At 46.6% G+C, this 24,030-nt stretch carries 22 protein-coding genes and 1 tRNA gene; 15 read left to right on the forward strand and 8 right to left on the reverse strand.

Annotated elements, in window-relative coordinates:
* Positions 1–696: 696 nt before the first annotated feature.
* The 4 genes from thrS to rplT all read left to right on the forward strand — a co-directional run bounded on the left by thrS (position 697) and on the right by rplT (position 3,910).
* Positions 697–2,637, forward strand: coding sequence for a threonine--tRNA ligase (thrS, locus tag SD450_RS18100; protein ID WP_318345791.1), 1,941 nt, complete (start codon positions 697–699; stop codon positions 2,635–2,637).
* Between the two features lie 36 nt (positions 2,638–2,673).
* Complete coding sequence (gene infC / locus SD450_RS18105) at positions 2,674–3,225, forward strand: translation initiation factor IF-3 (RefSeq protein WP_072879914.1); 552 nt, start codon at positions 2,674–2,676, stop codon at positions 3,223–3,225.
* A 51-nt stretch (positions 3,226–3,276) separates the two neighbouring features.
* On the forward strand, positions 3,277–3,474 hold the full coding sequence (gene rpmI, locus SD450_RS18110; RefSeq protein WP_151891469.1) for a 50S ribosomal protein L35: 198 nt from the start codon (positions 3,277–3,279) through the stop codon (positions 3,472–3,474).
* A 91-nt stretch (positions 3,475–3,565) separates the two neighbouring features.
* Positions 3,566–3,910, forward strand: a complete 345-nt coding sequence (gene rplT, locus SD450_RS18115) for a 50S ribosomal protein L20 (RefSeq protein ID WP_318345792.1) — start codon at positions 3,566–3,568, stop codon at positions 3,908–3,910.
* A gap of 189 nt (positions 3,911–4,099) precedes the next feature.
* Here the strand turns inward: rplT and SD450_RS18120 are convergent, their stop codons facing one another.
* Positions 4,100–4,522 carry a secondary thiamine-phosphate synthase enzyme YjbQ gene (locus SD450_RS18120; RefSeq protein ID WP_318345793.1) on the reverse strand — a complete coding sequence of 141 codons (423 nt, stop codon included), beginning with the start codon at positions 4,520–4,522 and terminating at the stop codon, positions 4,100–4,102.
* A 100-nt stretch (positions 4,523–4,622) separates the two neighbouring features.
* Here SD450_RS18120 and SD450_RS18125 point away from each other — a divergent pair, with 100 nt between their 5' ends.
* Positions 4,623–5,414 (forward strand): HAD family hydrolase, encoded by a 792-nt coding sequence (locus tag SD450_RS18125; RefSeq protein ID WP_318345794.1) that lies wholly within the window; start codon positions 4,623–4,625, stop codon positions 5,412–5,414.
* 80 nt (positions 5,415–5,494) lie between these two features.
* Entirely contained in the window at positions 5,495–6,382 is an 888-nt protein-coding gene (locus tag SD450_RS18130) for a dienelactone hydrolase family protein (RefSeq protein WP_318345795.1), read from the forward strand.
* On the opposite strand, the gene SD450_RS18135 is transcribed toward SD450_RS18130, so the two are convergent.
* From SD450_RS18135 to tgt, 5 genes are all read right to left on the reverse strand, one after another.
* Entirely contained in the window at positions 6,379–7,653 is a 1,275-nt protein-coding gene (locus tag SD450_RS18135; RefSeq protein ID WP_318345796.1) for a Clp protease/crotonase-like domain-containing protein, read from the reverse strand. The genes SD450_RS18130 and SD450_RS18135 overlap by 4 nt on opposite strands.
* Before the next feature lie 13 nt (positions 7,654–7,666).
* A complete protein-coding gene (gene dnaB, locus SD450_RS18140; RefSeq protein WP_318345797.1) occupies positions 7,667–9,214 on the reverse strand; it encodes a replicative DNA helicase in 1,548 nt (515 codons plus the stop codon).
* Between the two features lie 167 nt (positions 9,215–9,381).
* Positions 9,382–10,335: an acetyl-CoA carboxylase carboxyltransferase subunit alpha gene (locus SD450_RS18145; protein WP_318345798.1), complete on the reverse strand. Its 954-nt coding sequence runs from the start codon at positions 10,333–10,335 to the stop codon at positions 9,382–9,384.
* A 111-nt stretch (positions 10,336–10,446) separates the two neighbouring features.
* Positions 10,447–11,529, reverse strand: a complete 1,083-nt coding sequence (locus tag SD450_RS18150; protein ID WP_318345799.1) for an LptF/LptG family permease — start codon at positions 11,527–11,529, stop codon at positions 10,447–10,449.
* Positions 11,529–12,659 (reverse strand): tRNA guanosine(34) transglycosylase Tgt, encoded by a 1,131-nt coding sequence (tgt, locus tag SD450_RS18155; protein ID WP_318345800.1) that lies wholly within the window; start codon positions 12,657–12,659, stop codon positions 11,529–11,531. The genes SD450_RS18150 and tgt overlap by 1 nt, the downstream gene beginning before the upstream one ends.
* 157 nt (positions 12,660–12,816) lie before the next feature.
* On the opposite strand from tgt, the gene SD450_RS18160 reads away from it, so the two are divergent.
* From SD450_RS18160 to SD450_RS18170, 3 genes are read left to right on the forward strand one after another with little or no spacing between them, the layout of a single operon-like run.
* Complete coding sequence (locus tag SD450_RS18160; protein ID WP_318345801.1) at positions 12,817–13,662, forward strand: transketolase; 846 nt, start codon at positions 12,817–12,819, stop codon at positions 13,660–13,662.
* Positions 13,663–13,678: 16 nt separating this feature from the next.
* Positions 13,679–14,632: a transketolase family protein gene (locus tag SD450_RS18165; RefSeq protein ID WP_318345802.1), complete on the forward strand. Its 954-nt coding sequence runs from the start codon at positions 13,679–13,681 to the stop codon at positions 14,630–14,632.
* A gap of 49 nt (positions 14,633–14,681) precedes the next feature.
* Positions 14,682–15,281 carry an outer membrane beta-barrel protein gene (locus SD450_RS18170; RefSeq protein WP_318345803.1) on the forward strand — a complete coding sequence of 200 codons (600 nt, stop codon included), beginning with the start codon at positions 14,682–14,684 and terminating at the stop codon, positions 15,279–15,281.
* A gap of 64 nt (positions 15,282–15,345) precedes the next feature.
* On the opposite strand, the gene SD450_RS18175 is transcribed toward SD450_RS18170, so the two are convergent.
* Complete coding sequence (locus tag SD450_RS18175; protein ID WP_318345804.1) at positions 15,346–16,281, reverse strand: hypothetical protein; 936 nt, start codon at positions 16,279–16,281, stop codon at positions 15,346–15,348.
* A 78-nt stretch (positions 16,282–16,359) separates the two neighbouring features.
* Here SD450_RS18175 and SD450_RS18180 point away from each other — a divergent pair, with 78 nt between their 5' ends.
* Together SD450_RS18180 and SD450_RS18185 are read left to right on the forward strand one after the other, a co-directional pair.
* Positions 16,360–16,731 (forward strand): RNA-binding S4 domain-containing protein, encoded by a 372-nt coding sequence (locus SD450_RS18180; protein WP_072879893.1) that lies wholly within the window; start codon positions 16,360–16,362, stop codon positions 16,729–16,731.
* 34 nt (positions 16,732–16,765) lie between these two features.
* The gene (locus SD450_RS18185) at positions 16,766–17,263 is read left to right on the forward strand and encodes a phosphoribosyltransferase family protein (protein WP_318345805.1); all 498 of its coding nucleotides are present in this window, start codon (positions 16,766–16,768) and stop codon (positions 17,261–17,263) included.
* Here SD450_RS18185 and SD450_RS18190 read toward each other — a convergent pair.
* On the reverse strand, positions 17,255–17,770 hold the full coding sequence (locus tag SD450_RS18190) for a shikimate kinase (protein ID WP_318345806.1): 516 nt from the start codon (positions 17,768–17,770) through the stop codon (positions 17,255–17,257). The two genes, SD450_RS18185 and SD450_RS18190, sit on opposite strands and share 9 nt — an antisense overlap.
* Positions 17,771–17,890: 120 nt before the next feature.
* Between SD450_RS18190 and SD450_RS18195 the strand changes: the two genes are divergently transcribed.
* The 4 genes from SD450_RS18195 to SD450_RS18210 all read left to right on the forward strand — a co-directional run bounded on the left by SD450_RS18195 (position 17,891) and on the right by SD450_RS18210 (position 24,017).
* Positions 17,891–17,963: transfer RNA gene (locus SD450_RS18195), tRNA-Lys, on the forward strand.
* A 373-nt stretch (positions 17,964–18,336) separates the two neighbouring features.
* A complete protein-coding gene (locus SD450_RS18200; RefSeq protein ID WP_318345807.1) occupies positions 18,337–19,698 on the forward strand; it encodes a TolC family protein in 1,362 nt (453 codons plus the stop codon).
* Positions 19,688–20,884 carry an efflux RND transporter periplasmic adaptor subunit gene (locus SD450_RS18205; RefSeq protein ID WP_318345808.1) on the forward strand — a complete coding sequence of 399 codons (1,197 nt, stop codon included), beginning with the start codon at positions 19,688–19,690 and terminating at the stop codon, positions 20,882–20,884. The genes SD450_RS18200 and SD450_RS18205 overlap by 11 nt, the downstream gene beginning before the upstream one ends.
* A gap of 1 nt (position 20,885) precedes the next feature.
* A complete protein-coding gene (locus tag SD450_RS18210) occupies positions 20,886–24,017 on the forward strand; it encodes an efflux RND transporter permease subunit (protein ID WP_318345809.1) in 3,132 nt (1,043 codons plus the stop codon).
* Positions 24,018–24,030 lie beyond the last annotated feature (13 nt).

The raw sequence follows: 24,030 nt of genomic DNA on the forward strand, positions 1-24,030 counted from the left end.
GAACAATTCCCAGTCCTTGACATCAAAATGGTTCTATTCTTTTCTTACGCTGTCTATTGCAATATGTATATGAACTTCTTTGTTCTAAAACCGAGTTTCAATCTCATTAAATCAATCCTCACTCAGCCTTGAGCGCACAACCTTATCGGTTAAGCGGCTGCAAATCTACAACTGTTTTTTTAATCGGCAAGCTTTTTTTGATAAAATATATCAAAGCACTTTTTTGGCCTCAAAACAATCATTTTACAGGAACTTATTCTTAGAACACCTCGGTGTTTTTCGGGCTGCAAATGTAAAATGCTTTTTTTGATTACACAATGCTTTTTTTGATATTTTTTTCAAGCCTTTCCGACTTATCAAAACAGTATGTCAATGAGCTGTTGAACTATCCTAAAACAAACCCTTTGTTGTTTTTCGGGCTGCAAATGTAACACCCTTTCGATAATATACAAGAGTTTTTTTTGCCTTTACAGCATATTTACATTCAAGTCACTGAAAACAAAGCTTATAAAAATACAACTTTTTTTAAAACTTCAAAACAACCAAACCTTTCTTATTACATCAGGCCAAAAAACCAATTAAATCCACTTTGTCATATGTGGAATATCCATGTATATATAATATGTAGGTATTGTGGCATCTATACAAGATATTATCTTTGTCCTCTCGAAAGTAAAACTTAGAAGTTTAAACCACATGATAAAGATCACACTACCAGATGGTGCTGTAAAAGAAGTAGAAAAGGGAACTACGCCCATGGACGTTGCCAAAGGTATTAGTGAAGGCTTGGCCCGGAACGTTATTTCTGCCAAATTCAATGATACGACTGTAGAGACCACAACCCCGCTAACGGAAAATGGCTCCCTTACTTTGTATACATGGAATGATGATGAAGGAAAAAAAGCTTTCTGGCACTCCACTTCGCACGTCGTGGCACAGGCTTTGGAAGAATTGTACCCAGGTATTAAACTGACCATTGGACCTGCTATTGAAAATGGGTTCTATTATGATGTGGATTTTGGGGAGCATGCCCTATCGGAAAAGGATTTTCAAAAGATAGAACAAAAGGCCCTTGAGATTGCCCGCGGCAAGCACGACTATATGATGCGAAGTGTTTCCAAAGCGGATGCCCTTCAATATTATAAAGACCAAGGCAATGAGTATAAGATAGAACTCATCGAGAACCTTGAGGACGGCACCATTACCTTCTGCGACCATAGCACCTTTACCGACCTATGTCGCGGAGGACATATTCCCAACACGGGAATCATAAAGGCCATCAAGATCCTCAGTGTGGCTGGTGCTTATTGGAGGGGGAGCGAAAACAACAAACAGTTGACCCGTGTTTATGGAATTTCCTTCCCAAAACAAAAGGACCTTACCGAATACCTGGAACTTTTGGAAGAGGCCAAGAAAAGGGACCACAGAAAATTGGGCAAGGAACTGGAACTGTTCACCTTTTCCCAAAAAGTGGGACAAGGACTTCCTTTATGGTTGCCCAAAGGCGCCGCCCTTAGGGAGCGTTTGGAGCAGTTTTTAAAGAAGGCCCAAAAGAAAGCAGGCTACGAAATGGTGGTGACCCCACATATTGGCCAAAAGGAACTTTATGTGACTTCCGGGCATTATGCCAAGTATGGCGAGGACAGCTTCCAGCCCATCCGTACTCCCAAAGAGGACGAAGAGTTCTTACTGAAACCAATGAACTGTCCGCACCACTGCGAGATATACAACAGTACACCTTTTAGTTATAAGGACCTGCCCAAGCGCTATGCGGAATTTGGCACAGTATATAGGTACGAACAGAGTGGGGAGCTTCATGGGCTTACCCGTGTTAGGGGTTTCACCCAAGATGATGCCCACATCTTCTGTACTACGGAACAGCTGAACGATGAGTTCAAAAATGTGATCGACCTTACCTTATATGTATTGAACTCCTTGGGCTTCAATAATTTTACGGCCCAAGTATCCGTACGCGACCTGGACAATCCAGAGAAATATATAGGTAATACGGACGATTGGGAAAAAGCGGAACAGGCCATCATCAATGCTGCTGAGGAAAAAGGACTGAACTATGTGGTGGAAAGTGGCGAGGCCGCTTTTTATGGTCCGAAGTTGGATTTTATGGTAAAGGATGCCCTTGGCAGGAACTGGCAGTTGGGCACCATCCAGGTGGACTACAATCTGCCCAAGCGATTTGATCTTACCTATAAAGGTAGCGACAATGAACTCCACCGTCCCGTGATGATCCACAGGGCACCTTTTGGAAGCATGGAACGTTTCGTGGCCCTATTGCTGGAACACACCGGAGGGAACTTCCCGTTATGGCTGATTCCGATACAGGCTATTATACTGCCCGTCAGTGAGAAACACGAAAAATATGCCGAAAAAGTTTTGAATTCATTGGAAAATCACGAAATTCGCGCGCTCATTGATAAGAGGAACGAGACCGTAGGGAAAAAAATCCGTGAGACCGAACTCAAGAAAATCCCCTTCATGCTCATCGTTGGTGAACAGGAAGAAGCATCCGGAACGCTTTCCGTTAGAAGGCACGGCGGCGAGGATTTGGGCAGTTTGAGCATAGATGCATTTTCCGACTTGGTAACTACTGAAATAAATAGTACCTTAAAGTCGTTCTAAAAAATTAAGTTTAACTAAAAAATATACGTCATAGCAATACGAAGAAGATTTAAGCCCCAACCCAGGAGGGAAAACAAGAACCCTCACAATATCAATGAAAAGATTACCGCTCCAGAAGTGAGGCTTGTTGGAGACAATGTGGAAATTGGAGTATATCCAATTTCCAAAGCAAGGGAAAAGGCCAGTGAACTAGAACTAGATTTGGTGGAGATTTCACCAAATGCCAATCCGCCCGTGTGCAAAATCATAGACTACAAAAAGTTTCTCTATGAACAAAAGAAACGGGACAAGGTATTGAAGGCAAAGGCAACCAAGGTTGTCATCAAGGAAATACGGTTTGGACCGCAAACAGACGACCATGATTATGAGTTCAAGAAGCGACATGCCGAAAAATTCCTAAAGGATGGCGCCAAACTGAAAGCCTACGTCTTTTTTAAAGGACGTTCCATTGTGTACAAGGACCAAGGTGAAATATTACTTTTAAAATTGGCACAAGAGCTGGAGGAGTTTGGAAAAGTGGAACAGATGCCAAAGTTGGAGGGTAAGCGAATGACCATGTTCCTCGCCCCGAAAACATCGAAAAAATAAAGAAAACTGAACTTTGTTCAGCAACAATAAGCGGAGTTAAAAACTAGGAAAATGCCTAAGATGAAAACAAAATCCAGTGCCAAGAAGCGTTTCAAGCTGACAGGTTCTGGTAAAATCAAGAGAAAGCACGCTTTCAAGAGTCACATCCTGACAAAAAAATCGAAGAAGCGTAAGCTAAAGCTGACCCATTCCACGTTGGTTCACCCAGCGGATGAGAACAGCGTATTGGAACAATTGCGTTTAAAATAATTGTTCAATCGGTACATTTATTTATTAACCCTGGAGTTGGGCCAATCAAGTTCCCGTAATCGGGACGCCTGCTACAAAAAAATGAAACATTATGCCAAGATCAGTAAATTCAGTTGCTTCACGCGCTAGAAGAAAAAAAGTGATGAAGCAAGCCAAAGGTTACTTCGGAAGACGTAAAAACGTTTGGACAGTAGCCAAAAATGCGGTAGAAAAAGCAATGCTTTATGCTTACCGCGACAGAAAGACCAAAAAACGCAATTTCCGTTCCCTATGGATCACCCGTATCAATGCAGGTACCAGAATGCACGGAATGTCTTACTCTCAATTCATGGGGAAAGTAAAATCCAGCGGAATAGAACTGAACAGGAAAGTTCTTGCGGATTTGGCCATGAACCATCCAGATGCCTTCAAGGCCATCGTTGAAAGAGTAAAGTAAAGGTTAAATATAAACTTACCCCGCTTATTGAGATCCCGCCTTGTGCGGGATCTTCTTTTTTACATCTCTTATTTTGCAAAGAAACTGGATAAATTAATTTCAACCAGAAAATCGTTCCGGACTACCTGGCCGTCCGGCAGGCGGTCGCTCGAACTGACAACCTCATTGTCCATTACGAATGTTCAATGGTCATTGTCCAAACGCAGTGATCACCAACTTTCTCCCCGAGGCGTGGTTTCGGTGTTCACAGAGATAAATCCCCTGCCAAATGCCCAAATTCAATCTGCCCTGCGTAATGGGTATCTGCACCGAAGCACCCATCAGTGAGGCTTTGATGTGCGCGGGCATATCGTCCGGTCCCTCATAATTGTGCACATAATATGGAGCATTCTCGGGTACCATCTTGTTGATATGGCTTTCAAAATCGGTCCGGACCGTGGGGTCGGCATTCTCATTGATGGTCAAACTGGCCGAAGTGTGCTTGATGAAGACCTGTAACATTCCCCTATCCAACCTGCTGATTTCAGGAAGGGCATCCAAAACGGCATCCGTGATCAAATGAAATCCACGGGAAAACGCACGCAATTGTATCTCTTTCTGGTAAAAGTTCATGGCAAACGATTCTTTCCCAACGAAATTAATATAAAGTTTACCAAAAGTGGCCCTGCCGTTCCCCGAATAAAAAATACCTTTGCAGCTTAATTTCTTGAAAATGGATTTATCGCAGATCAAAATGGTGGTGACTGATATGGATGGTACTTTGTTGAACTCCAAACATGAGGTGAGCCCCAGATTTTTTGAAATTTTTGAAGAACTCAAGAAAAAGGACATCATTTTTGTAGCTGCCAGTGGCAGACAGTACAACAGCATGGTGGACAAGCTGGCGCCCATCAAGGACGATATCGTTGTGATTGCCGAAAATGGCGCCCTGATCAAACACCAGGACGAAGTCCTACTGACCACCCCCATCGATAAAGAAGAGGTTGACCGCATTCTGGATATTGTGAAGCCACTCAAAAATGTGCATCCGGTAATCTGCGCGCAATACAATGCCTATGCCAATGATGCCTCCGATGCGTTTTTGACCATGCTCCGGGAATATTATTCCGAGTTTGACATTGTTAAGGACCAGACTGCCGTGGACACCGAAGTCCTCAAAATAGCCATTTATCATTTTGAAGATTCCGAAAAGTATATTTACCCATTTGTCCAGCACTTGGAAGACTCGTTGAAGGTCAAAGTGTCCGGTGCCAATTGGGTGGATATTTCCCATCAAAATGCCCATAAAGGGTATGCACTCCAAAAGGTCATGGACCAGTACCAGATCGCTGCCCATCAAGTGATGGTGTTCGGGGACTACAACAACGACCTCGAAATGATGCAACTCTCCAACTTTAGCTTTGCCATGGCAAATGCCCATCCCAATGTGTTGAAAAACGCCAAATACACCACTTTGAGCAACAATGAGTTCGGGGTGGAGCAGGTATTGGAAAAATTGTTGTAGCACCCTCCCTATTTCAATTCTTTAGAGGGTTGCTTTTTGAAAATTTGTACCTTGAGGGTCAATCTCCTAAATGACACATCATGGCACTCTTAAAAAAAGAAGATATCAAACAAGAGGTCTTTGACCTTTATGATGACTATGCCCATAACAAGTTGGACCGGAGGGAGTTTATGGAAAAGCTCTCCGTGTATGCCGTGGGAGGCGTCACCATGGCCTCACTCTTGAGCTTTATGATGCCCAACTATGTGGATACCCTATTGGTCCCGCCCAACGACCCAAGACTTGATTCCGAATTTATCACCTACAATTCACCTAAGGGTGGCGGCGAGATCCGTGGGCTGCTTTCCAAACCCAAAGATGCCACCGGCAAACTGGGCGGTATTGTGGTGGTGCACGAAAACCGGGGCCTCAACCCTTACATAGAGGATGTGGGACGAAGGGCAGCACTGGCCGGGTTCATTTCCTTGGCCCCGGATGCCCTGACACCCCTTGGCGGATATCCGGGAAATGATGATGATGGAAGGGCGCTGCAACGTCAACGGGACCGCGATGAAATGTTGGAAGACTTCATTGCCGCCTTCGATTACCTCAAAAACCACAAGGATTGCAATGGAAAAGTGGGCGTGGTCGGTTTCTGTTTTGGGGGATGGATTTCCAATATGATGGCCGTAAAGGTTCCAGATTTGGCGGCTGCCGTTCCATTTTATGGGGGTCAACCTGCCGATGATGAAGTGTCCCAGATCAATGCCCCTTTATTGATCCATTATGCAGGATTGGATGAACGGGTGAATGCTGGATGGCCGAGTTATGAAGCCAAGCTCAAAGAATTGGACAAAGAATATGAGGCCCATTTTTATCCGGAGGTAAACCATGGCTTCCACAACAATACGACGCCACGATTTGACCAAGCTGCCGCAGATCTGGCCTGGGAGCGCACCATTGCCTTTTTCAAAGAAAAGTTGGCCTAAGTCTTCTGCTTTTTCTTTCGAGCAGCTGGAAAAAGCACATTGTTCAAGATCAAACGGTACCCCGGTGAAGTAGGGTGCAGTTCCAGCTCCGTTTTCGGGTCCCCTACCCTGTGTTGGTAATCTTCAGGGTCATGGCCCCCATAAAAAGTAAAGAAACCTTTGCCCTTGATGCCATGGATGTACCGGGCCTCCCCATTTATCTTGTTCTCGCCGAGGACCATCACGGTGGGTTTAATCTCATTCCTCGTGAAAGCCGTGGTCTGTCCCATGAAGCCTTTCACCAAGCTGGTATGGTTCTGTGTCAGCATGGTGGGCACGGGATCCCATTTGGCCGAAAACTCCATCAACGAAAAATAGTCGGATTCCTTGGGCACATTTCCACGTTTGTTGGTCATATCGATGGATGAAAACTCATATCTCAACGGGTTCCGCTCCAAAATGAAATTGGTAAAGGCAAAGGTGTTCCCATAATCCAACTTCGCCTGATAGTTGGCGTCCGAAGGATCACCATCGAACATGGGCTCGCAGATATCCACATTTTCCGCCGCCAAGGCAATATCAAAACTATCCGTGGCGGAACACATGGCGAACATGAACCCACCACCGATCACGTAGTTCCGTATTTTGAGGGCCACGGCCAATTTTTCTTCGGATACTTTGTCATAACCCAATTCCCTCGCCAATTCCTCTGCCTGTTCCTTGGCCTCAATATACCAGGGAACCGCCCGGTAAGCCCCATAAAACCTACCGTATTGCCCCGTAAAATCCTCATGGTGCAAATGCAACCAATCATACAGGGCCAATTTATCGCCCAGCACCTCTTCGTCGTAGATGGTCACATAGGGAATTTCGGCATAGGTGAGTACCATGGTCACCGCGTCGTCCCACGGCTGGTTCTCCTTGGGGGAATACACCGCAATTTTGGGCGCCTTTTCCAAAACGACCGCATCTTGGTTCTGGGAGGGACTGCTGATCTCGTCCAAAATCTGTTCGGCCTGTCCATCGGTAAGTACTTCAAAAGAAACCCCTCGAATCTGGCATTCCTTTCGAATGGCATCCCCATCGGGCAATAAAAAAGAGCCGCCCCGATAGTTGAGCAACCATTGTACCTTTTGCTGTTTGGAAAGTACCCAATAGGTAATCCCATAGGCCTTCAAATGGTTTTCTTGGCCTTCGGCATCCATAGGAATAAGGATGACTGAAGCGAAAGACTGTACTGAAAATAAAAGAATAAGAAAAAGAAGACCTCTCGACTGCGCTCGAGGTGACATAAAAGTAGTTTTTTTAAAATGGCACGTCATTGTCATCTGGGTCATCGTCACTGTTCATTGCGCTGCCAAAAGCTTCGTCCGCACTTGGGAATTTTGGCGTTGCAAAGGGATTTTCCTCATCCGCGTTCATCTTCGATTGGAATTCGAACGGGGAATCAAAGTCATCCAAGTTATCAAATTTACCCAGAGCACCCACAAATTTTAACCTAATATTATCCAGACCACCATTACGGTGCTTGGCCACAATGAACTCGGCCTGACCTTGGGTCGGGGTGCGCTCCTCATCGTCCCATTCGTCAATTTTATAGTATTCGGGCCTGTAGATGAACGATACGATATCGGCATCCTGCTCAATGGCCCCGGATTCCCTCAGATCCGAAAGAATGGGCCTCTTGCTGCCTCCACGGGTCTCCACCGCCCTGGAAAGCTGGGACAGTGCAATGACCGGAACATCCAATTCCTTGGCCAGTGCCTTCAAGTTTCGGGAAATGGTGGAAATCTCCTGCTCACGGTTCCCCCCTTTTTGGCTGCCCCCGGCCGTCATCAACTGCAAGTAGTCGATGATAATGAGCTTGATCTTATGCTGGGATGCCAATCGGCGTGCCTTGGCACGAAGATCAAAAATAGAAAGCGATGGGGTATCATCAATGAACAAAGGTGCTTTTTCCAAAGCCTTTACCTTGACGTTCAATTGTTCCCACTCGTGCTTTTCCAACTTTCCGGTCCTCAATTTTTCTGAAGAAAGTCCGGTTTCCGAAGAAATCAAACGGGTAATCAACTGTACCGAAGACATTTCCAAGGAGAAAAAAGCGACCGCGTTACCTGAATTCACGGCAATGTTCCTTGCCATGGACAAGGTCAGGGCCGTTTTACCCATACCTGGCCTTGCCGCCACAATGATCAAATCACTGGGCTGCCAACCAGAAGTCAGTTTGTCCAATTTGTCAAACCCCGAAGGGATTCCACTCAATCCTTCCTTGTTGGAGATTTCCTCGATTTTCTTTTTGGCCTGGATCACTAGATTCTGGGCCGTTTCGGCAGAGCGTTTCAAGTTACCTTGGGTGACTTCGTACAATTTGGCCTCCGCATTGTCCAGAAGGTCGAACACGTCGGTGGAGTCACTATACGCCTCTTCAATGATTTCACTGGAAATCTTGATAAGGCTTCTTTGTATATACTTTTGAAGGATGATCCTGGCGTGGAACTCGATATGCGCCGAAGAAGCTACTTTTTGGGTAAGTTTGATCAAATAAAAATCGCCTCCCACAGCTTCCAATCGGCCATCTTTCTTTAATTGGGCCGAAACGGTTAATAAATCCACTGGCTCCGAGGATTCGAATAATTTGAAGATGGCCTCGTAGATGTATTTATGGGCATCCTTATAGAAGACATCAGGATGTAGAATGTCTATGACCTCATCCACCCCTTTCTTGTCGATCATCATAGCTCCCAGCACAACCTCTTCTAAATCAACTGATTGTGGAGGTATTTTACCTTTCTCCAAACTGATAAGGGTCGATTTATCCACTCGATGTGCTATGATGGGGCTAGGTTTTTCCATAAATGCGAAAGTAGGTAATTAACCTTTAGTTAACTTTAATTCGGATGCGTCCGATTTTCACAGGTGTTCAACAATACACTTGTTGATAACTTTGAATCCCTGTTGATAACATAAAAAAAAACGAGGATAAAACCTAATAAAAAAAGTTAGCCTCTGAAAAACAAGAATTATTCGCTGAACACGCCCATGGATGCATATTTTTCCATGCGGGTCTTAACCAGATCTTTTGGTGATAACTTTTTGAGTTCTTCGTAGTGGGAAGCAATTTTGTTCTTGACCATCTCGAAGGTTTTTTCCCTATTGGCATGTGCACCTCCAAGGGGTTCCTTCACGATCTCATCCACCAATTTCTGTTTTTTCATGTCGGCTGCGGTCAATTTCAGTGCTTCGGCAGCCTGTTCCTTGTACTCCCAGCTTCTCCAAAGAATGGAAGAGCAGGATTCTGGGGAGATCACAGAGTACCATGTGTTCTCCAACATGAGTACCTTGTCGCCCACACCAATGCCCAATGCACCTCCGGACGCTCCTTCACCAATGATGATGACGATGATCGGCACTTTCAGGCGGGTCATTTCCAAAATATTCCGTGCGATGGCCTCTCCCTGTCCCCGCTCTTCGGCCTCGATGCCGGGATATGCCCCAGGGGTATCGATAAAACATACTACGGGAATGCCAAACTTCTCTGCGGATTTCATCAACCGAAGGGCCTTTCGGTAACCTTCGGGGTTGGCCATACCAAAGTTTCGGTATTGCCTTGTCTTAGTATTGTATCCTTTTTGCTGGCCAATGAACATATAGCTTTGGTCCCCGATCTTGCCGAGGCCGCCTATCATGGCCTTGTCGTCCTTCACGTTCCTATCGCCATGCAGCTCCAGAAAGGTATCCCCACAAATGGCGCGGATGTAATCCATGGTATATGGCCTATTGGGGTGTCTTGAAAGCTGGACGCGTTGCCACGCGGTCAGGTTCTTGTATATTTCCTTTCGGGTCTCTTCCAGTTTTTTCTCGATCTGCGAACAGGTCTCTGTGACATCTACTTCACTCTCTTCCCCTATTACCATACATTTTTGAAGTTGGTCTTCAAGTTCCTTTATGGGAAGTTCAAATTCTAGATATTCCATGGAAAGTTGCTGTTTTCAATAAAAATAATGGGGACAAATATAAAACTTTATAGGTTACCCATACCAATTGTCGCACGCTTTTAATGCCATGCAAGCGACCATTTTTTACCATCATCGCTTGGCCTTCATCAGCATGTAAACGGCAAAGGCCCCAAAAATAAGGTTGGGGATGAGCACCGCCAAAAGTGGTGAAAAGCCGGACTGCTCGGCCAGTGTCCCGAATACTTTGTCAAAGAAAATATAGACAAAGGCGACTCCTATCCCAAAGGCCAGGTTGAGACCCATGCCCCCCCTTCGTTTCACAGAGGAAACGGCAACGGCGATCACCGTGAGGATGAAGGCCGCAATGGGCAGGGCCCAACGTTTGTATTTCACCAGCACATAGGCATTGATGTTGGATGCCCCTTTTCTTCGTTGGTCATCGATAAAGTCGTTGAGTTCAAAAAGGTTTTTGGTCTCGGCCACATAGGAAACCGGCGTGAGGTCGTCTATCTCAAATGCAAAAATGGTATCCAATCTGCTCTTGGTCTGGATGAGTTCTACCCCGTTCCTCACTTTTCGGTTCACATAATTGGTAAGTCTATAGACGCTGTCGGTGTCCACCCAGCGGATGTTGCTGGCGGAAATCTTATAGTCCAACTGTTGAATGGAATCAAAGTGCTCGTAGGTAAAGTTGTACCCTATTTTACGGTTGGGGTCAAAACTGCTGACATAGATATAATCGCTCTCGTTCAACTGGTTAAAAATGTTTTCCGTGACCCGATCGTTCCGTCCCTTCTTGAAATATTTGTATTCAAATTCATTGAAACCGATACTGGCATGGGGCACAATGAACATCCCCATCATAAAGATCAGGATGGCCACCAGTGTGGCACCTATAAAATAAGGTCTCAAAAAACGCCAATAAGATACCCCCGAACTCAAAATGGCCACAATCTCCGTATTGCTGGCCAATTTTGAGGTAAAGAAAATAATCGATAAAAAAAGAAAAATGGGGAGCAACAGGTTTCCAATCACCAAGGTAAAGTTGCCGTAAAAAACAATGACCTCGGACAAAGGGGCCTCGTTGTCTATGATCTTGCCGATCTTCTCCGCCAAGTTCGCCATGATCCCAATGGGCACAAAAAGCATGAGCATGCCCATAAAGGTGATCAAATAGCGCTTTAATATGTACCTATCGAGTATGGTAAGCATTACAGTCTCTTGTCCATTTGTTGTACCATCTTGGTTTTCCACTCTTGGAAATCCCCTGCTAAAATACGTTCTCTTGCCGTACGCACCAACCACAGATAAAACCCAAGGTTGTGAATGGTCGCAATCTGTTTGCCCAAATACTCATTGGCAGCAAACAAGTGTCTCAGATAAGCCTTCGAATATTCGGTATCCACATAGGTAATCCCCATTTCATCCAAGGGCGAAAAATCGTTTTCCCACTTTTTGTTCTTGATGTTGATGGTACCGTGCGCCGTGAACAACATCCCGTTCCTTGCGTTGCGGGTGGGCATCACACAATCGAACATATCCACTCCCAAAGCTATGTTTTCCAATATATTGATGGGCGTTCCCACCCCCATAAGGTATCTTGGTTTATCTTCTGGTAAAATATCGCATACCAATTCTGCCATTTCATACATTTCCTCCGCTGGTTCCCCCACAGACAGTCCTCCAATTGCATTGCCCTCTGCACCCACCGAAGCGATATATTCTGCGGATTGTTTTCGTAAATCTTTATAGGTGGACCCCTGTACTATGGGGAAAAAACTTTGGGAATACCCGTATTTGAACGGCAACTTTTCCAGATGCGATATACAACGGTCCAGCCATCTATGGGTAAGGTGCATAGATCGCTTGGCATATTGGTAGTCACAGGGATAGGGTGTGCATTCGTCAAAGGCCATGATGATGTCCGCACCTATGGTGCGCTGGATCTCCATGACATTTTCTGGGGTAAAAAAGTGGTTGGAACCATCGATATGGGATTTGAACTTCACCCCTTCCTCCTTGATCTTCCTGTTGCCCGAAAGGGAATATACTTGGTAGCCACCACTGTCGGTCAGAATATTTCTGTCCCACCCCATGAATTTGTGCAGACCTCCGGCCTCTTCCAAAATTCCGGTACCTGGTCGCAGATAAAGATGATAGGTATTTCCTAAAATGATATCCGGGTCAATATCGTCACGCAGTTCCCGCTGGTGTACCCCCTTTACCGAGGCCACCGTACCCACCGGCATAAAGATTGGGGTCTGTATGGTTCCGTGGTCAGTGGTGATCTCTCCTGCCCTTGCCTTGCTCTTATTATCCTTCTGTAGTAAGGTAAACTTCAAACGGTAATCTTTTAAGACCGCAAATATAGCCAACTCCTTTCCGCAATCCCTTAACAAAAAAATAAAGTTTGCAGGGCTGCACTTTTTGTGAAATAATTCTTTTACACTTGTTTAGCCGAACGAATGCGGTTATTTTTGGTATCCTAAAACAAACACAATGCCGAACACTCAAGAATTGCAAGACCTGGTGGTCCAGGTCAGAAGGGACATTTTGCGAATGGTCCACAAGGTAAATTCCGGGCATCCCGGAGGATCTTTGGGCTGTACCGAATTTTTTGTGGCCCTGTATAACGAGATCATGGATCTAAAGGAAGGATTTGATATGGATGGCAAAGGAGAAGACCTCTTCTTCCTGTCCAATGGACACATCTCGCCTGTATTTTACAGCGTTCTGGCCCGAAGGGGTTATTTTCCCATTGAGGAACTGGACACCTTCAGGTTGATCAATTCCAGATTGCAGGGACACCCCACCACACACGAGGGATTGCCTGGGGTACGTGTTGCCTCCGGGTCTTTGGGGCAGGGCATGTCCGTTGCCATCGGTGCGGCATTGGCCAAAAAGTTGAACGGCGACGACCATTTGGTCTTCAGTCTCCACGGGGATGGGGAGCTACAGGAAGGACAAAATTGGGAAGCCATCATGTATGCCGCCGGGAACAAGGTGGACAACCTCATTGCCACTGTGGATAGAAACGGACAGCAAATTGATGGTGCCACGGAAAATGTGCTTCCGTTGGGCGATGTCGGTGAAAAGTTCAGGGCATTTGGATGGGATGTCATGCATATCGAAAATGGCAACGACCTCGACCAGGTCATAGCCGGGCTGAAAGAGGCCAAAAGCAGGACCGGAAAAGGAAAACCCGTTTGTATCGTGATGACCACGGAAATGGGCAACGGGGTGGACTTTATGATGCACACCCATGCTTGGCACGGCAAAGCTCCAAATGATGAGCAATTAGCCAACGCATTGGCACAGAACCCCGAAACCTTAGGCGATTATTAATTCAGAAAAAGATACGATGACCAAATATACAGATCAAGGAAAACAGGATACCCGTAGCGGATATGGTGCGGGAATGACAGAACTGGGCAGGACCAACCCCAACGTGGTGGCCCTTTGTGCCGATTTAGTGGGCTCATTGAAGATCGAGACCTTTATTGAGGAAAACCCCGAACGTTTCTTCCAAGTAGGGATTGCCGAAGCCAACATGATGGGCATTGCGGCCGGCCTTACCATAGGCGGAAAGATTCCATTTGCCTCTTCCTTTGCCAATTTTGCCACGGGGAGGGTCTATGACCAGATCCGCCAGTCCATCGCCTATTCGGACAAGAATGTGAAAATATGCGCTTCGCATGCCGGACTCACTTTGGGTGAGGATGGGGCCACGCACCAGATTCTGGAAGATATCGGCCTTATGAAAATGTTGCCGGGCATGACCGTCATCAACCCATGCGACTTCAACCAGACCAAAGCTGCCACCATAGCCATTGCCGAGCACCACGGTCCGGTCTATCTTCGATTTGGAAGGCCAAAAGTGGCCAACTTCACCCCAGTGGACCAAAAGTTCGAGATCGGGAAGGCCGTAATGCTGAACGAGGGGACCGATGTGACCATCATTGCCACCGGACATTTGGTATGGGAGGCCCTATTGGCTGCCGAGAGTCTAGAAAACCAAGGCATTTCTGCTGAAGTGATTAACATTCACACCATCAAACCATTGGACGAAAAGGCCATTTTGGACTCTGTAAAGAAGACCGGATGCGTCGTGACCGCCGAGGAACACAACTATCTTGGAGGACTCGGGGAAAGCGTGGCACGTACATTGACCATGCACCATCCAGTGCCACAGGAATTTGTGGCCACCCAAGATACTTTCGGCGAAAGTGGGACACCGGAACAACTCATGGAGAAGTACGGACTCAACAATAAAGCCATCGAAAAAGCCGTTTTAAAGGTGTTGAAACGTATATAGTTTCAAATGCCTCCTTTGGGAGGTGCTTCAATCTTTTAAAATGACACTTATGAAAAAAACACTTTTGATTGCTGCGTTCGCCCTTTTTGGGACGGCTGCAATGGCCCAGAGCGGCTCGGGATTCGGTATCAAGGCCGGATTATCGTACAACAAGAACGGGGATCTCATCAGCTCCGTAGGTGAAGGTGGACAGGACATCGTGGAAGGTGCCAAGGGAAAGGCAGGTTACCATGTTGGTGTTTGGGGAAAGCTGGACTTTCCTAAAATCTACCTGAGACCTGAATTGGTGTATTCCAAGACCAAGAGTTCCTATGATGTGGAGGGCAGTTCACAGGATTATGACATCTCCAAATTGGATTTGCCGGTGCTATTGGGCTACAAATTGATAGGCCCTTTGCATGTCTTTGCAGGTCCTGCTTTCCAATATACCTTGAAAAACGACCTTGAAGGCCTGGAGGTAGAGGATGTGGAAAACGAATTCACCGTTGGCCTGAATGCTGGTGTGGGGGTGAATTTAGGCAATGTAGGACTGGATGTCCGTTACGAGCGAGGATTCTCTGAAAACGAGGCCGAGATCATCGATATTCCAGATGGCAGGGTCGATTCCAGACCTTCGCAGGTCATCTTTGCATTGTCACTGAAACTGTAAGACTTTTGTTCTTCAAACCATAACTAAAAAATCCCGCTCAGCTGAGCGGGATTTTTTTATTTCCTTATCTGGTATCTGGATCTAAATAATCCGGGACCCCATCATTGTCGGCATCAGGATAGGGAAGTATGATGACCCCGTTATCGTCAGTGATTTCATTCCTTGTGGGAATTCCATCGCCATCGTCGTCAATGTCCCTGAAATTGGCAGAAGTGTCTCCATCCGTGTTATCATCATACAAAAAGCCGTTCCCGTTCAAGTCTTCATCAATTGAAGGAACTCCGTCATTATCTAAATCGGTATCTTCCACAAACAATCCAAGATCGATTTTAAAGATTAATGGGGCATATCTAGGGATTGAAGACGGTGGGGCATGAAAATATCCCAGACCAGATGGCATGATAATTATACCCATTCCACTATTTGCAATGTCATAGGTGCCATCTCCATTTTCTATGATTTGATCAGTTGTGCCTGCATTCAATTGGGCGATACCATCCGCAAACCCACGAGCACCTATACGCGAAATTTCGAACCAAGTAAAGTCCTGGTTTTCATCAAAGGTTGTCCCATCCAATAAAGAACCTTGGTACCTTACCAATGTTGAATCGGCGAAGGTTGGGCTTTCTCCCCCCCCTTGTCGCACCGTAATATAATACAATTTATGGGGCACATTCTCTTCCCCAGCGCTCAAACCAAGAAAACTGGACGAAACATTTATTGTGAGCGAATCCGCATACGCCCTCATGGGAGTCTTGTCCGCATTTTCCCCTGCAATGGTATCTATTATGATCTTTTGATCGAACCCTTCGGGTTGGGTTTCAAAATCCTCATAATTATAAAAATGGGTATTCAAAAATTCCTTGATCTTCGCATCATCCTCTGGGGATACCTCGCTCAATAGACTGGGCGGCACTTCCACAACTCCCGAATCATCATCATTTTTACATGAAAAAAAAGTAAAGGCCAAAGCCAAAGAAACAAAAATCCCGTACCTCATCAAGTTTGTCATTTAGCTGCGCAAGATACAATTTTCAATTATTTTTGTTCCGTCCATTAACAAACATTTGCAAAGACCATGCGCATAGACAAGTACCTTTGGTGCACCAGATACTACAAAACCCGGAACCTTGCCTCCACTGCCGTAAAAAAGGGACAGATCAAGGTAAACGGTACCGTGGTGAAGCCTTCCCGAGAGGTGTATCCCATGGACCAAATTGTTTTGAGAAAGGACCAAATTGACCATCAACTCACCGTACTGGACATTCCCGAGAGCCGCGTAGGGGCCAAACTGGTGGACATCTACCGCAAGGACACGACCCCAAAAGAGGCTTTTGAGCACAACGAACTGCTTCAGTTTGCCAAAACCCATTATAGGAAAAAGGGGCTGGGCCGCCCCACCAAAAAGGACAGAAGGGACATGGACGATTATTTGGACGAATCTGAATGATCTGTTTCATATCTTTGGTACAATAATCCATGCCATGAAGAACCGCATTCTTACCCACGAACAGATCCAACACATCGTTAAGCGCATTGCCTATCAAATCTATGAGACCAATGTGGACGAAAAAGTGATCGTGGTGGCCGGCATCAATGGTGGCGGGGTCAATTTTGCCAAGAAAATCGTGGCCATGCTGAAAAAAATCACCGAAGCGGAGATTGTGCTGTGCAAAATGGACATGGACAAGAAAAATCCCCTACAAAGTGGGGTTTCCACCTCCATCCCAGAAAAAGAATATACAGATAGGTCGATTGTTTTGGTGGACGATGTGCTGAACTCAGGGACCACCTTGATCTATGGCACCCATCATTTCCTGAAAACTCCGATAAAACAATTGAAAACGGCCGTACTGGTAAATAGGAACCATAAAAAATACCCCATCAAGGCCGATTTTAAGGGCATATCCCTCTCCACGTCGCTCAATGAACATATCAAAGTGGTATTCGAGTCCAAAAACGATGCGGTGTACCTAGAGTAGCCGCTCCCCTATTTCCTTCACCACGGTCTCCACATCCTTGCCGCCACAATCCACCACATGGGTTGCAAGGGAATAGTAAGGTATGCGTTCAAAAAGATGTTTTCCTATGAATTCGGGCAGATCGGCATCGGCGATGTTCCTCACCAACGGTCTTTGTTCTTTTTCCTTGGAAATCCTGTCCACCAACTCGGGAATGGGCAATTGGAGGTAAATGGAATAATCGGCGTGTTCTAAAATGGTCTGCATGTTGTTCCCGTAGCAAGGAGTTCCACCTCCCGTTGAAAGTACGATGGATGTATTTTCATCCAAGACCTTGGACAGCATTTGGTGTTCCAACTTTCTGAAATAGATCTCTCCCCTCTCTAAAAAAATGGTGCTGATGGATTTTTTTTCCTGTGCCTCGATATACTGATCAAGGTCGATGAAGTCGGCCCCTAATTGTCTGGCCAACAACTTCCCAACGGTTGACTTTCCACTTGCCATATATCCCATCAAAACTATTTTCATTTGTCGTAATCCTTTGTGGTTTCAAAAAAACACAAATTTATCATTAATTCACCTTTGTAAAATAGATTATTGATGTTATATTTGCACCCGCTTAGCGAAACAGCTAGGCGTTTTTAAAATGACCTGGTAGCTCAGTTGGTAGAGCATTTCACTTTTAATGAAAGGGTCCCGGGTTCGAGCCCCGGCCAGGTCACGAAAACAACAAAAAACCTTGACAATCGCAGATTGATCAAGGTTTTTTCTTTTTAGGCAATTTCCGGTGATTTCGTGTTCAGGACAATTCCCAGTTTCTCCACCATCCAACATGTCGAAAACATCCACTTTCTTATCGATGCCATACGACTATAGGATTGCTTTTTGAAAAAGAGGCTTATCTGGTTTTTACATAAGAAACCACTCGTAATGCCACAAAACCACTTGTTTTTGAAACAATTAAGTTTTTGTTAATAGAGTTTCTCGGTAAAAAAATTATCTTAAGGAACACATAAACCATTCCTTTTAAACACGTGTTGGTCGAAATAACCAAATACAAACCATTACTGCTCCTCCCCTCTATACTAGTTCTAATGGTGGGCTGCGCTCCCAAATTTTCAAATACGGAGCTGCCCATTGACGAACCCCAAAAATTCTCCCAAACCGGAACCCAAGCCATTCAAGATAAATGGTGGCTCGCCTTTGAGGACGAAAATTTGAACACATTGATCGATAGTGCCCTGCAATCCAATTTGGATTTGGCCGCCACTTGGCAACAATTTTTGGCCGCAAAAGCCGTGGTCAAGGGACAAGCATCCAATAAATGGCCCGAAATCAGTGCATCGGCCCAATCGGCCATCAATTTACCGGAACCTGACTTTGTGGGAGGGGAAAACACCCAATTGGGTTTTTTGGCCAATTACGAACTGGACCTTTGGGGTAGGATCGGAGCTGCGGTCAGGGCCGAAAAACTCAGGGCCGAGGCCAGCCTTTTTGACTATCGTGCCGCGGCCATTTCGCTCTCCGCTGAGATTACTTCCACCTGGTATCAACTGGTTGCCGCTAAAAAACAATTGAGAATCACCGAGAATCAGATTGCGACCAATGAGGCCATCATCAAACTTATCCGGTCCCGATTCACTGGCGGGCAGATACGGGCCGTTGACATTCTTAGGCAAGGGCAATTGTTGGAGAGCACCAAAGAACAACAGATCATCTTTTCCACCAATGTCCAAGTCCTGGAAAACCAGTTGGCCGTGCTCTTGGGAAAACAACCCCAGGACAGTCTATTTTTTGAAGAAGTTGACCTGCCCAAAGTACCTGAACTACCAGAAACCGGATTGCCCCTCGAACTTGTGAGACGCAGACCGGACCTTCAACAATCCTATGCCCTACTCCTGGCCGCCGATCAAGATTGGGCCTCGGCAGTTCGAAGCAAATATCCCAGAATATCCATAAGCGCAAGGGGACAATTGCGCTCGAACAGTTTTGAAAATCTTTTTGATAATTGGGCCTATTCCTTGGCCGGAAATATTTTGGCCCCACTGTTCAACGGGGGCCAACTAAACGCCGAGGTGGACAGGACCCTTGCCATAAAACAACAGCGACTTTACCAATATGGACAAACTACCCTAACTGCCTTTCAAGAAGTGGAAAATGCCCTTGTGCAGGACATCATGCAACAGCAACGGTTGGAAAACATTCAGCGGCAATTGGAACTTGCGGAAAAAAGCAACAAACAATTGCGGGTTGAATTTTTGAATGGGTTCAGCCCCTATCTGGATGTGTTGGTGGGCCTTGATCAGGAACAGCAATTACGAAGGGACTACGTAGCGGCACAACTCCAGCACATTCAGTTTCGGATCGGATTGTACCGCGCACTGGCCGGAAGTTTTGAAACAGGCAGAGATCTTGAAAACCAAAACCGTAACGTAAAGCAACTGTATGAGCAGTAAAAAAATACTATTGATTTGTTTGGCCATTTTGGTAAGTGGCATTTTGGTCACAACGCTTATTTTTTTCACGGAACCCGAAGCCCAAAGCGAGGGGGCCAGCATTGAAACGGCCATTTTGGTCGATGTGATCCCCGTGGAGCACGGCACGTTTGACCCCACCATTGTCGCTACCGGAACCGTTCAGCCCGTGGAAGACGTCATTCTGAGTCCATTTGTATCCGGACAGATCGTTCGAAGGGACCCCGCATTCACTCCAGGCGGTTTTGTCAAAAAGAATCAGGTATTGTTGCAAATAGACCCATCCGATTATCAAAACACGCTCGAATTGAGGAAGAGTGAGCTCTTGCAGTCCGAAACCGCTCTGGCCACCGAAATGGGACGCCAGCAAATTGCGGAACAAGACCTTGAACTCATTAGCAACGACTCCCTTTTTGGCGATAACCCCCTTTCCGAAGAAGAAAGGCAACTGGTACTGAGAAAACCACAACTCAACGCAGTGAAAGCCACGATCAATGCAGCAAAGGCCTCAGTGGGCCAAGCACAGCTCGATTTGAAACGGACCACCATCCGCGCCCCTTTTGATGCGCATATCCTTAGCCAAAATGTGACCAATGGCTCCCAAGTGTCCCAAGGAGATGATCTAGGTCGATTGGTGGGGACCGAACACTATTGGGTCACCGCTGCGCTCCCTGTTTCCAAGCTCCAGTGGTTGGATTTTTCAAATGATGGTTCCGAAAAAGGTTCCCTGGTCCGTATTGAAAATCCAACCGCATGGCCCCCCAACACCTACAGGGAAGGGTATTTGGACAAACAGATAGGTGCCTTGGATGGACAGACCCGATTGGCCCGGGTATTGGTGAAGGTCCCCGACCCTCTTTCCACAACAAAGGCCATGGAGAAACAGCCCAAATTGATGATAGGAACTTTCGTGGAAGTCAAAATACAGGGCAATCCCATTGAAGATGTGGTGCGGCTGAGCAGGGATTACATCCGAAACAACCAAACCGTTTGGGTCATGGAAGATGGAAAATTGGAAATCCGTGATGTGGAAATTGTACTGACCGATGACACCCATTCCTATATCAGTAAAGGATTGGACCAAGATGATATGGTCGTGACCACCAACCTCAGCACTGTTACGGACGGCATTGAACTCCGCACCAAAACCAACGAAGAAAAAGAGTAGGATGAAGGAGAAGGAAACCAAAAACAAATCCCCGCGAAAAGAAGGCGCCATAGCCTATATGGCCCGCAATTCCATTGCCACCAATTTATTGATGCTGGTATTGATAGGAGGTGGATTGTTCACCATGTACACGATTCAGAAAGAGGTTTTCCCTGAATTCCAGTTGGATTTTGTGGAAGTTTCCGTCGCCTACCCCGGAGCATCACCAGCGGAGGTGGAACAAGGGGTATTGCAGCCCGTTGAAGAAGCTATTCGTGGGGTTCAGGGCATCAAGGAAATCGTCTCGCAGGCCAATGAAGGGTCTGGGCAGGTCAGTATTGAACTCGTTGCAGGTACCGAGCGTATGAAGGCCTTTCAGGATATTGACCAGGCCATCAACCGCATCCGTACATTCCCCGATGATATTGAACGGCCCGAAGTGAGCCTGCAATCCCGGCAAAGGGATGTGCTTCAAATTGGATTGTATGGGGATGCCGATATCTGGACCTTGCGGCAGATTGCGGAACGCCTACGTACCATTTTGCTCAGCAATCCAGAAATCACACAGGTGGAGTTGAACAATGTACCGGAATTTGAGACTCGTGTGGAAATTCCCCGACTCAACCTTCAAAAATACAACCTGACCTTGGGCCAAGTGGCCGATATGATCCAACAGAGCAGCAACGATGTGCCTGCAGGGGCCGTTCAGACCCAGAGCGGTGAAATCTTACTCCGGATGCAAGAGCGCAAACAATGGGCCGAAGAATTTGGAAACATCACCATTGTATCCTCACCGGACGGCGCAAAAGTCCATCTGAAGGACATTGCCGCCATTACGGATGGTTTTGAGGAAACCGGGTTTCATGGCCAGTTCAACCAAGCCAATTATGTGGAGCTTCAGATATTCCGGATTGGCGACCAATCACCCTTGGAGATTGCGGAAGTGGTCGAAAACATCCTTAAGGACTATCAATTTCCGCCGGGTGTCAACCATCGCATTGATAGCAACCGCGCTGCGGATTATCAAGAACGACTTTCTTTGCTCACGGAGAATGGCATTCTGGCCATCGTCATCGTATTGATCATTCTGACCTTGTTTTTGGAATACCGATTGGCCTTTTGGGTCATGATCGGTATGACGGTTTCCTTTATCGGAGGAATGATCGTTCTGCCCTTGATCGGTGTCAGCGTCAATATGATTTCCATGTTCGGTTTTTTGGTGGTGCTCGGCATTGTGGTGGACGACGCCATTGTGGTGGGGGAAAATGTGTACGAATACCGCCAAAAGGGTCTTAGCCCCATGCAAGCCGCCATTGCCGGGACCAAAGATGTCTCCTTGCCCGTTATCTTTAGTATCGTTACCACCATCATTGCCTTTGTGCCCCTGCTCTTCATGCCGGGGGAGACAGGGAAATTTTGGCAGCCCCTGCCTGCCGTGGTCATTGTTATTTTAGCGGTCTCCCTGCTCGAAGCCCTTTTTATTCTACCATCGCACTTGGGCCATTTACAAAAGAAAAAGAACAAAAATAAATGGGTGCAGAAACTGGAGGGCTGGCAAGAAAGCTTCGCCAGAGGGTTTGACAATCTGGTGGAAAAACGCTATCGTCCCCTACTGGACCTGTGCTTAAAACACCGATACATCACCCTGAGCCTTGCCGTCACTCTTTTGCTGATAGTCGGTGGGTACGGCTATAGTGGCCACATGGGAATGATCATGATGCCCGAAGTGGCCGCGGATGAAATCGAGGCCGGGGTGCGTTTGCCCGTGGGCACGACCCCTGACCAAGCCGCCAAGGTGGCGCACGACATTTCCGAGGCCACCCAACGCATGTTCGAGGAGCATAATCTGTACGAAGTGGCCGAAGGGATCAAGACCAATGTCCGTGGCCAGAATTTTATAGATGTTGAAATTGTGATGCTTCCCCCAGACGAAAGGGACATCACAGCAGGGGAGGTAATCGCCCTTTGGCGCGACAATATCGGGGACATCGAAGGGGTGGACCAAATCACTTTTGAAGCGGAACGTGGGCCCGGCGGGGCCCGACAAGCCATCAGCATCGATTTGAGCCATTCCAATATCGATGTATTGGAAAAAGCCAGTGCTGCCTTTGTGGACCGGATGCGGGCCTTTTCCAATACCCGCGATGTGACCGATAATTACAACAAGGGAAAGACACAATACAATTTCAAACTATTGCCACAAGGCAGAAATCTGGGACTCACTTCGGATGAAGTGGGAAGACAAGTCAGGGATGCATTCTTTGGGGCCCTTGCCATGCGCCAACTGCGTGGGATGGACGAAATTGAAGTGCGGGTAAAATTGCCCCTGCACGAACGGAAGGACATCAAAAACCTGGAAAACTTTTTGATCCGTACCCCGGACGGCGTGGAAGTCCCTCTGATGGACGTGGTGGAGATTGAACCACAGGAGGCCTTCACCAGCATCAATCGCAGGGATGGCAGACGTGTGGTAAATGTGGGAATGGACGTTGAGCCTGCCAATTCGGTGGGAAGGGTCATTGCCAAGGTACAGGAAGAGACGTTGCCCCAATTGCGGGCGGATTTCCCTGGAATCACTTGGAGTTTTGAAGGGAGCCAAGCCGATATGCGTGAAAGTACAAGCGTGCTCCGTGCCGGTTTTGCCATAGCCATGCTGCTGATCTACTCCCTGCTGGCCGTTGCCTTTAGCAGCTATGTACAGCCTTTGATTGTGATGCTCGCCATCCCCTTTGGAATTGTTGGTGCTGTCATTGGCCATATTTTATTGGGATATGATCTATCATTGGTGAGCTTAATGGGCGTGATCGCCCTTTCCGGGGTGGTCGTCAACGATTCCCTGATCATGATAGACTATGCCAACAAACGCCGAAAAGAAGGTGATGCCATATACAAATCCATCCATGAAGCGGGTCTCCGAAGATTTCGGCCCATCATCTTGACCACCATGACCACTTTTGGCGGACTGGCGCCCATTATCCTTGAAACTTCAAGCCAAGCCTTCTATCTGATCCCCATGGCCATTTCCTTAGGATTCGGGATTGTCTTTGCCACTGCCATTATTTTGGTGATCGTCCCCTGTCTCTACTTGATTTTGGAAGATGCCAGGCTATTGCTGGCCAAAGGACGAACTGTAAGGCAAGTGGATGTGACCTAGAATCCCATCCCGA

Origin of the sequence: Flagellimonas baculiformis, from assembly GCF_033441575.1 — a bacterium.
GTDB lineage: Bacteria > Bacteroidota > Bacteroidia > Flavobacteriales > Flavobacteriaceae > Flagellimonas > Flagellimonas baculiformis.

Coding starts and splice junctions, on each gene's coding strand:
- thrS (WP_318345791.1), top strand. CDS start 697: ATGATAAAGATCACACTACCAGATGGTGCTGTAAAAGAAGTAGAAAAG.
- rpmI (WP_151891469.1), top strand. CDS start 3,277: ATGCCTAAGATGAAAACAAAATCCAGTGCCAAGAAGCGTTTCAAGCTG.
- rplT (WP_318345792.1), top strand. CDS start 3,566: ATGCCAAGATCAGTAAATTCAGTTGCTTCACGCGCTAGAAGAAAAAAA.
- SD450_RS18120 (WP_318345793.1), bottom strand. CDS start 4,522: ATGAACTTTTACCAGAAAGAGATACAATTGCGTGCGTTTTCCCGTGGA.
- SD450_RS18125 (WP_318345794.1), top strand. CDS start 4,623: ATGGATTTATCGCAGATCAAAATGGTGGTGACTGATATGGATGGTACT.
- SD450_RS18130 (WP_318345795.1), top strand. CDS start 5,495: ATGGCACTCTTAAAAAAAGAAGATATCAAACAAGAGGTCTTTGACCTT.
- SD450_RS18135 (WP_318345796.1), bottom strand. CDS start 7,653: ATGTCACCTCGAGCGCAGTCGAGAGGTCTTCTTTTTCTTATTCTTTTA.
- dnaB (WP_318345797.1), bottom strand. CDS start 9,214: ATGGAAAAACCTAGCCCCATCATAGCACATCGAGTGGATAAATCGACC.
- SD450_RS18145 (WP_318345798.1), bottom strand. CDS start 10,335: ATGGAATATCTAGAATTTGAACTTCCCATAAAGGAACTTGAAGACCAA.
- SD450_RS18150 (WP_318345799.1), bottom strand. CDS start 11,529: ATGCTTACCATACTCGATAGGTACATATTAAAGCGCTATTTGATCACC.
- SD450_RS18160 (WP_318345801.1), top strand. CDS start 12,817: ATGCCGAACACTCAAGAATTGCAAGACCTGGTGGTCCAGGTCAGAAGG.
- SD450_RS18165 (WP_318345802.1), top strand. CDS start 13,679: ATGACCAAATATACAGATCAAGGAAAACAGGATACCCGTAGCGGATAT.
- SD450_RS18170 (WP_318345803.1), top strand. CDS start 14,682: ATGAAAAAAACACTTTTGATTGCTGCGTTCGCCCTTTTTGGGACGGCT.
- SD450_RS18175 (WP_318345804.1), bottom strand. CDS start 16,281: ATGAGGTACGGGATTTTTGTTTCTTTGGCTTTGGCCTTTACTTTTTTT.
- SD450_RS18180 (WP_072879893.1), top strand. CDS start 16,360: ATGCGCATAGACAAGTACCTTTGGTGCACCAGATACTACAAAACCCGG.
- SD450_RS18185 (WP_318345805.1), top strand. CDS start 16,766: ATGAAGAACCGCATTCTTACCCACGAACAGATCCAACACATCGTTAAG.
- SD450_RS18190 (WP_318345806.1), bottom strand. CDS start 17,770: ATGAAAATAGTTTTGATGGGATATATGGCAAGTGGAAAGTCAACCGTT.
- SD450_RS18200 (WP_318345807.1), top strand. CDS start 18,337: ATGGTGGGCTGCGCTCCCAAATTTTCAAATACGGAGCTGCCCATTGAC.
- SD450_RS18205 (WP_318345808.1), top strand. CDS start 19,688: ATGAGCAGTAAAAAAATACTATTGATTTGTTTGGCCATTTTGGTAAGT.
- SD450_RS18210 (WP_318345809.1), top strand. CDS start 20,886: ATGAAGGAGAAGGAAACCAAAAACAAATCCCCGCGAAAAGAAGGCGCC.